The following is a 7,672-nucleotide window of genomic DNA, read 5'->3' on the forward strand; positions in this document are numbered from 1 at the left end:
AATGCCAACTATTTCGGTTAATTTAACGACGCAGAAATATCAAATTAAAATTGAAAATGGCTTAGCGACTTCAATCGGACGTGAGGTTCAACGGGTGTGGTCTGTACGTAAAATTGCATTGGTCACAGATACGATTGTCGGCCCTTTGTATCAAGCACAAATTACTGAGCAATTGACGCAGGCGGGTTTTCAAGTGACCGTCCTAACCATCCCAGCCGGCGAATCCGCTAAATCTCTCGAACAAGCGATGAGTCTCTATGAGGCATTGTTAACGGCCAACTTTAATCGCAGTGATGGCCTGATTGCTCTCGGTGGCGGCGTTGTTGGGGATTTAACGGGGTTTGTTGCCTCAACCTATATGCGGGGCTTACCGTTTATTCAAATTCCCACTTCCTTATTAGCGCAGGTGGATAGTAGTGTTGGCGGCAAAACCGCTGTTGATTTACCAGCGGGGAAAAATTTAGTCGGGACTTTTTATCAACCTGAGCTAGTCTTAATTGATCCGCAAATGCTTGAGACACTACCGCAACGGCAATTAGTCACTGGGTATGCTGAAGTGGTCAAGATAGCGGCCTTAGTCGGTGCCGATTTTTGGAACCTCGTTCAACAAATCGAATCGCCGACTGCAATTTTGGATAAAGCCCCAGAGCTGATCGCGCGCAGCATTGCCTATAAGGCGCAGATTGTGATGGCGGATGTTCAAGAAAGTGGGCAACGGCGATTGTTGAATTTCGGTCATACAATTGGTCATGCTGTTGAGTCTTTGGCAGATGGTGAGCTAACGCATGGCGAAGCAGTTAGTATCGGGTTAATTGCGATTAGTCGCCTTTTCGAACAACCGACTCAAATTGCGGCACAACTGCAAACAGTTCTTGAACGGGTTGGCTTACCGGTCACGCATCCGTTATTACAATCACCCGCATTATTTGAGAAAATTGCACATGACAAGAAAAATCAAGGTGCTCTGATTAACATTGTTTATTTAAAAGCGATCGGGCAGCCAACTATTTTGCAACTACCATTAACACAATTTAGTGCCCAATTAAAAATGAAACAGCGCTCGTTTTAGAAAATACTGGTAACCTGCAAGCAGATACTTTACAATTAGACTAGATTGAAACTGATTTACAGGGGTTGATTCACTAGATGCAGTTAATTTTAATTGGGTTTATGGGTTCTGGTAAAACAACCATTGCGCGTAAAGTCGCACATCATTTCAAGAGCGAATGGATTGATTTGGACAAATACATCATGCGGGAACAGCAGATGACGATTAACGAAATTTTTGCCATTAAAGGCCAATCTGCGTTTCGGCAGATGGAATTTGAAGCACTTGCAAAATTGGTTCAAGAAGATGTCGTCATTGCGACCGGTGGTGGTGTGGTTGATGACGCACAGACGCGCTATCTACTGGAACAAAGTGGCATCCCCATCTTTTACTTAAATGGGAGTTATGAGGCGCATTGGCGCCGCGTTTCGCGTAATGATCGCCGACCACTGGTCAATCAACTTGGTCATGATGGTTTACGGGAGTTATATCACGAACGACGCCCTAAATATTATCGTTTGGCAGACTACACGATTTTCTTTCAACATAAAACACCGAATATGATGTTGACGGAAATTGAAGGACAACTGCCACGTATTCAAAAAAAACTGGCTAAGCGACATGCTTAGTCAGTTTTTTTAATATTAAAAAAGCATATCATTGGCTTTTTGAGACCGGTTACTTGTATGATAGAGTTAGAAAGAGGAGGGATGCCCATGACTTTTAAATTACCAGCATTACCGTATGAGTATGTTGCTTTAGAACCCTATATCGACTCCGAAACAATGCATCTTCATCATGATAAGCATCATAAGACTTATGTGACGAAGTTAAACGCAGCCTTGGCAAAACACCCCGACTTAGCTAGCAAATCATTACACGACTTGCTAACACACATTGATGATCTTCCTGAGTCATTACAGACACCGATTCGCAATAACGCAGGGGGGCACGCTAATCACAGCTTTTTCTGGCGAATTTTGACTGAAAATGCCCCACTGATGCCAACAGGTGAATTATTAGAAAAAATTGAAGCACGTTTTGGCACCTTTAAAGATTTTCAAGCTGAATTCAATAATGCCGCACTAGGCGTTTTTGGTTCTGGTTGGGCATGGTTAGTTGTTGACCACGACGGTGAATTGCAAATCATGACCACCCCTAACCAAGATTCACCAATCATGAGTGGGAATCGCCCATTGATCGGTCTTGATGTTTGGGAACATGCTTATTACTTGAAATACCAGAATAATCGAATTGACTATATCGAAAACTTCTGGAAAATAATTAATTGGCCGCTTGTGGCGGAGTTAATCTAAGCAGCGGCCAATAGATGACAACAACCGGAGTGGTTTCGTGCGTTTCCGCTGGGCTGTTGTCATTTTTTGTAGATAATCAAAAAAGCATTCGCTGAAACTAGCGAATGCTTTTTATTTTAGAGATTACTATCCGTTGTAAAGTTCAATGGTGAGAGGTTTGCACTGTCCGTAATGAGCTTAACAGTGAGGCGTTCCATTTCATGTTGTGCAAGTTGGGCCGCTTTAGCGGAACCTTTGGTTATCAACATCGTCCGTTGGTGCGCATCGGTTTCAGCTGCAACAAGCTTGTCAGTAGCAACGATATTTTGAACCATCAAACTGTTGATGTGTTTTTGGGTTTGTTCTAAGTCTTTAGCGAACTTAGCGTAGTGGGCATCGACTAGAATACCAGCCAATTTGTAGGTCCAATAGATTGAATCCTTTGAGTAATCTTTTGTACCTTTTTGGTAGTTGACTGGGACATCATCAGCACCGGCGTAAAATGGCACGTAGACGCTTTGGGCAGTCACACCCATCGCTAACCAGTGAAGACCGCTGACATCAACAGGGCGGTTAGGGCGCATTTGAAGAATATGTGACTCTTGTGTTTTCGCTAAACTAATTGGGCGGAAAGCATGTTTTTGTTGTGGTGTGCCGTGACCAATTGGATCGTAGGCGGTCCCTTCATAGTGCGAGCCTAAAATCTGAGCGACATCTTCGACTTGAATAGGTGCATCAGGTTGGCGTAAGAAGGGCAAGTTAAAGTCTTGTGGTTGTTGTTCAACAGACGGTGTTAAAAGCTTTTGACCGTACCAAACACGTGGTGTGTTGTAAACGAGGTCGCTTTGATCTTGTGTCCCAAAGATGTTGCGGAAATTAAACGGTGTGCCAGCTTGCCAGAGGTGGTTATCACGGGTAAAGTTTTGAAGCCCCTCAGAAGTCATGAAGGCCTCTGGTTGATCAAAATCAACTTCTTGAATGGCCAGTTGGTTGGCCACGACAGCGTAACTGTCATCAGGAATTCGTTGCGCGACCCAGTGATGACCACTACCAATTTCTAAGTACCAAACTTCATCAACGTCTGAAAAAAGGATACCGTTACTTTCGGTTGTGCCATATTCACTGACAATCGCACCTAAACGAGCAACCCCTTCGCGGGCAGTTTTCACGTATGGTAAAACAACAGTGATCATTGCTTCTTCAGCAATGCCGTTATCGATGTAGGGATCGAAGCCGAGTACGCGACTATTGCTATAAGCACTTTCGGTCCCACTCATAGCCACGCCGTATTCATTGATACCATCTTCTTCGAATAAGCCGTATTCATCGGTCCATTCTGGGGTTGCGGTATATTTAGCGGCTTCTAGTGGTAGATCAAGCGTAAAGCCGGTGTCTTTTGAAACAAAGTGAGGTGCTTTCGTTAATTGTTGGTGGGGATGAATCACCATGTGTTTAGGCCAAGCAGCTTGGCTATCTTCGTTCCGTGCGATTAAGGTCGAGCCATCTGCGCTCGCTTTTTTACCGACCAGAACACTGGTACAGGCGGTTAATTGACGATAAAGGGGTTCACTCATAATAATGCCTCCAAATAAATTCGATATTAATGCTCATTATACAATCTTTTAGGGGAAAACACAGCAATTACCGTTGCCCAATTGCGCTAAAACAGGCATAATAATAGTATTCGAAAAAAGGAGGCTATTATTATGCCATTAGTACACATCGATCTTATTGCTGGTCGTAGTCAAGCACAATTAAAACAACTTTGTGCTGACGTGACAGAAGCAATCTCAAAAAACACAGGGGCACCTGCAGAACACGTGCACGTTGTCTTAAATGAAATGCAACCAGACCGTTACTCAGTAGGCGGCGTTTTAAAAAGCGACGAAAAATAGAGTGTAACTCGAGCTGGTTAGGCTTTGAGGATTAACAGTAAAATTGGGAATTATGGGGGGTTCGCCATGATTCCCAATTTTGCAGTTAACCGGAAAAGGCTGCTCGAGGAGCACGTTTAAGCCATTTAAAAAGCGATTCAACAATTTAGTCGGATCGCTTTTTGATTAGTCCATTTTAAAATATTGGCGTAAATAATTTGCTACACCGTCCTGTGCGTTGGTTAGTGGGGTAATGTCATCTGCAATTGCTTTAACTGGTGCAATCGCATTTTGCATCGCGACCCCGGTACCGGCATAGGCCAGCATGTCTAAGTCATTACTTTCGTCACCAAAGGCAATAATGTCGGCTTGGTCAATTTGGTAATGATTTGCTAAACGTTCAAGCCCAGTTGCTTTTTGAATACCGTGGTGCACGATTTCTAAGACGCTTGCTGGGCCACCCCACGTATTAACGGAAACTTGGGGGAATTGGCGTAAAATTTCGGCCCGTAAAGCAGCTTGGTCCTCACGTTCGACAAAGACTGTTACAGCTGCTGGATCTTGTTGGAGTGATTTACGCGTTAGAATTTCATCTGATTTGAGTGTTGCGGGGAAAAACGAAAAAGTATTGCTGTAAGCTTGATCAGCTAAAAACATTGTTTTCCCTTCAGCGGCAATCATCTGAATTTTAAAACGTTCTTTTAATTGAAAGAGACTAAAAACGACATCCTTATTAATGGTGTATTGATATTCGTCGGACCAATTTTGCCCAGGAATATGCATGAGGGCGCCGTTAAAATTGACCATCGGTGACGTGCGCCCTAATTGATGGTAGAAAGGTTCACTCAAGCGATTAGGCCGACCAGTCACAATACTGACAATGTGGCCAGCTGATTGTAGTTGGGTGAGTGTTTCTTGTGTTTTAAGTGAAATTTTGGCTTCTGGATTTAAAGTCGTGCCATCCAGGTCTAAGGCGATTAATTTTTGGTTCATCATAGGGCCTCCTTTAAAGGGTACTTAAGCTATCATTCTAGGGATAAACGATTCAATTGTCAATTAACCTGTATTGTATCTAAAGCGGTTAAACAGTATAATAAAGCTATTGAAATAGCGTAGGAGGCAGTCAGATGGCAGATGAAGAAATGAACACGCAACAAGACGATTCAGCAATCGAAGATTTAAAGGAACGGATTTTAGCAGCGCTAGAAACCGTGATTGATCCTGAATTGGGGATTGATATTGTTAATCTAGGACTTGTCTACGGCCTTAACCTAGATGAAAAGGGCCTATGTACAATCGATATGACGTTGACGACGATGGGCTGTCCTTTAACAGATGTCTTAACGGATTCAATTCATCAAGCACTTGCGAAAGTCCCAGAGGTTAAAGATGTGAACGTCAATCTTGTTTGGTACCCAGCTTGGGATACAAGTAAGATGTCACGGTATGCACGAATTGCCTTAGGGATTCGTTAAACTATCAGTATGAACCTTCTCCTTTCACCTGAGCGAGGAGGTTTTTTATGTTATTTAGTCTAAGAAATGAGTGGAATAATGACCCAAGAAACCTACCTGTCACAGTTAAAGCAAAGTGCCGTCTTTTTCAAAAACGTACCGCAACTAACAGCGCAATTTCAAGCGATCAAAGCGAGTTTAACACGTCTACAACAAAAACAGTTACCACAGCACAATCTCCCAGTACTCGGGATTGACGAATCACTCTATCTAACGTTATTATTGGCAGCAGAGCAGGGTCAATTCAAGGCGGTCTCTTCACAGCAATTACAAGCGCAAATTAAAAAGACGGATCATTTACTCCGCAATTATCGGCAATATTTGCAAAATCAATTTGGCATGTGGGCTTATATCAGTCAGGATTTGACGGATAGTATCGTCCAACAGTTTCCCGATTGGCGCTTTTTGGAAATTATGGCTGGTAATGGCTACCTGAGTGCCGGTTTAAGGGCGGCAGGTGCCGAATCGGTCATTTGTACGGATAGTTTGGCCTGGACGAGCGAAAACCAGACAGGGCGGCAATTATTGACGCAGGTGGCACCTCTCGATGCACAGGCGGCGATCAAACAATATGGTGATCAAGTGGATGCCGTATTGATGTCGTGGTCGCCCAACGGTGTGCCGATTGATTTAGCCGTTTTAAACCAATTATGGCAATTAGAAAACGGGCCCGTCCTTTTATGCTTGGGTGAGCGCTACGGTGCCACAAATAGTACTGAATTCTGGGATGCCGCTCATTTCCATAATGATCAACGCTTATCGCGGGTTAATCGCTATTTACGCCCGTTTGATTTAATGCGTGATCGGTTTTACTGGATTCAATAACGTATCAAGGAGGAATCAGCGTTTGCGTTTAAAAAAATTAGTGCTTGATGTTCTATTTGTCGGGGTGGTCGTCTTAGGCCTCCTCGTCATCAGTCAGCGAGCCAAAGCGATGTACAGTGAACGACTTAATCATAATAGTTTATCGCAAAAGGCGGTTATCTTTAAGACGAAGAGTCACCAATCGATTCAATCAACGATCCAAGCGATTGATCAGACGAAACTCAATAATTTCCAAGTGCAATTTAATGTCAATAATCATTTATCCTATGTTTATGCTAAAGGTAAGCAAGCTAATGTGCCGCTCAAGGACGGTCGTTTCTTCTCAAATTATGATTTTAAATCACGAATTCCGGTGGTGGTCGTCGGACAATCCCGGGTCAACGAACTCTATCAACCAGCTAGCCAGGCTTATTATCAGACTAAGAATCGTTACTTGTCAGTAATTGGGGTTGTGGGTACCAATCAGACCACTTCGCTTGACCAACACGTCTTTATTTCGGCTTCACCAGAGTTCGTTTTGAACAACCGCTCGCTAAACCAGGTAACCGTGTTAGTCGATGATCAACAAATCGGGGCGCATCTTAAAGAATATCAAAAGATCTTTAAGACCAAATCAATCTCCAATTTAACGCCTAAGAACACGCCGATTATTGGGGTCAACTGGTTGCGAGAAAATGGGACGGCAGCGATCATCCTGGTCTTGCTAATCATAGTTGCTGGGGTGCTTAGTCATTTATTTGCGCAATTGGTCAATGGCTATCACGCTCAAAAGAATTTGACCGCTAGCCTTTACCGTAAATATAGCATGGGACAAACGCAGATTTTTGCAGCACATCTCTTAAGCATGACACTGATCGGTTTTATTATTGGTAGTTGGTTCTTCTACTTAACACACTTGGGTATTATTTTCAGTGGGTTAGTGGTAGTTGATCTGGTTTTAATTACTTATTTCTACTTTAGAATGACGCGCATTAAATTAGCGCACTAAAAAAGCAAGTTAGTTGCTAGACAACTGACTGAAGTGAACCCCCGATATTGGACCAAAATCCAATACCGGGGGTTTTTATATTGACCAAATATTCTAAAGAGTTAAAAATGAAAGTTGTTCAGGATTAT

The 7,672-nt window shown here is 43.1% G+C and carries 9 protein-coding genes; 7 read left to right on the plus strand and 2 right to left on the minus strand.

Going from position 1 to position 7,672, the window contains the following annotated elements; genetic code table 11:
- Position 1 precedes the first annotated feature (1 nt).
- From aroB to NDN60_RS05610, 3 genes are all read left to right on the plus strand, one after another.
- Complete coding sequence (aroB, locus tag NDN60_RS05600; RefSeq protein WP_011374596.1) at positions 2 to 1,069, plus strand: 3-dehydroquinate synthase; 1,068 nt, start codon at positions 2 to 4, stop codon at positions 1,067 to 1,069.
- Between the two features lie 77 nt (positions 1,070 to 1,146).
- Complete coding sequence (locus NDN60_RS05605; protein WP_011374597.1) at positions 1,147 to 1,677, plus strand: shikimate kinase; 531 nt, start codon at positions 1,147 to 1,149, stop codon at positions 1,675 to 1,677.
- A gap of 87 nt (positions 1,678 to 1,764) precedes the next feature.
- The gene (locus NDN60_RS05610) at positions 1,765 to 2,364 is read left to right on the plus strand and encodes a superoxide dismutase (protein ID WP_011374598.1); all 600 of its coding nucleotides are present in this window, start codon (positions 1,765 to 1,767) and stop codon (positions 2,362 to 2,364) included.
- Positions 2,365 to 2,480: 116 nt separating this feature from the next.
- Here NDN60_RS05610 and NDN60_RS05615 read toward each other — a convergent pair whose 3' ends face one another.
- Positions 2,481 to 3,917, minus strand: a complete 1,437-nt coding sequence (locus tag NDN60_RS05615) for a C69 family dipeptidase (protein WP_056948540.1) — start codon at positions 3,915 to 3,917, stop codon at positions 2,481 to 2,483.
- Positions 3,918 to 4,049: 132 nt separating this feature from the next.
- On the opposite strand from NDN60_RS05615, the gene NDN60_RS05620 reads away from it, so the two are divergent.
- Complete coding sequence (locus NDN60_RS05620; protein WP_011374600.1) at positions 4,050 to 4,238, plus strand: 2-hydroxymuconate tautomerase; 189 nt, start codon at positions 4,050 to 4,052, stop codon at positions 4,236 to 4,238.
- A gap of 165 nt (positions 4,239 to 4,403) precedes the next feature.
- Here the strand turns inward: NDN60_RS05620 and NDN60_RS05625 are convergent, their stop codons facing one another.
- Positions 4,404 to 5,210, minus strand: coding sequence for a Cof-type HAD-IIB family hydrolase (locus tag NDN60_RS05625; RefSeq protein WP_056948542.1), 807 nt, complete (start codon positions 5,208 to 5,210; stop codon positions 4,404 to 4,406).
- 134 nt (positions 5,211 to 5,344) lie between these two features.
- On the opposite strand from NDN60_RS05625, the gene NDN60_RS05630 reads away from it, so the two are divergent.
- The 3 genes from NDN60_RS05630 to NDN60_RS05640 all read left to right on the plus strand — a co-directional run bounded on the left by NDN60_RS05630 (position 5,345) and on the right by NDN60_RS05640 (position 7,544).
- Positions 5,345 to 5,692 carry a metal-sulfur cluster assembly factor gene (locus tag NDN60_RS05630; RefSeq protein WP_011374602.1) on the plus strand — a complete coding sequence of 116 codons (348 nt, stop codon included), beginning with the start codon at positions 5,345 to 5,347 and terminating at the stop codon, positions 5,690 to 5,692.
- A gap of 78 nt (positions 5,693 to 5,770) precedes the next feature.
- Positions 5,771 to 6,556 (plus strand): SAM-dependent methyltransferase, encoded by a 786-nt coding sequence (locus tag NDN60_RS05635; protein WP_096585010.1) that lies wholly within the window; start codon positions 5,771 to 5,773, stop codon positions 6,554 to 6,556.
- A 22-nt stretch (positions 6,557 to 6,578) separates the two neighbouring features.
- Entirely contained in the window at positions 6,579 to 7,544 is a 966-nt protein-coding gene (locus NDN60_RS05640; protein WP_056948546.1) for an ABC transporter permease, read from the plus strand.
- Positions 7,545 to 7,672 lie beyond the last annotated feature (128 nt).

It is taken from the genome of Latilactobacillus sp. (assembly GCF_033176295.1).
Lineage (GTDB): Bacteria > Bacillota > Bacilli > Lactobacillales > Lactobacillaceae > Latilactobacillus > Latilactobacillus sakei.

Excerpts from the sequence above, each read along its gene's own strand:
- aroB (WP_011374596.1), top strand. The coding sequence starts at position 2 with ATGCCAACTATTTCGGTTAATTTAACGACGCAGAAATATCAAATTAAA.
- NDN60_RS05605 (WP_011374597.1), top strand. The coding sequence starts at position 1,147 with ATGCAGTTAATTTTAATTGGGTTTATGGGTTCTGGTAAAACAACCATT.
- NDN60_RS05610 (WP_011374598.1), top strand. The coding sequence starts at position 1,765 with ATGACTTTTAAATTACCAGCATTACCGTATGAGTATGTTGCTTTAGAA.
- NDN60_RS05615 (WP_056948540.1), bottom strand. The coding sequence starts at position 3,917 with ATGAGTGAACCCCTTTATCGTCAATTAACCGCCTGTACCAGTGTTCTG.
- NDN60_RS05620 (WP_011374600.1), top strand. The coding sequence starts at position 4,050 with ATGCCATTAGTACACATCGATCTTATTGCTGGTCGTAGTCAAGCACAA.
- NDN60_RS05625 (WP_056948542.1), bottom strand. The coding sequence starts at position 5,210 with ATGAACCAAAAATTAATCGCCTTAGACCTGGATGGCACGACTTTAAAT.
- NDN60_RS05630 (WP_011374602.1), top strand. The coding sequence starts at position 5,345 with ATGGCAGATGAAGAAATGAACACGCAACAAGACGATTCAGCAATCGAA.
- NDN60_RS05635 (WP_096585010.1), top strand. The coding sequence starts at position 5,771 with ATGACCCAAGAAACCTACCTGTCACAGTTAAAGCAAAGTGCCGTCTTT.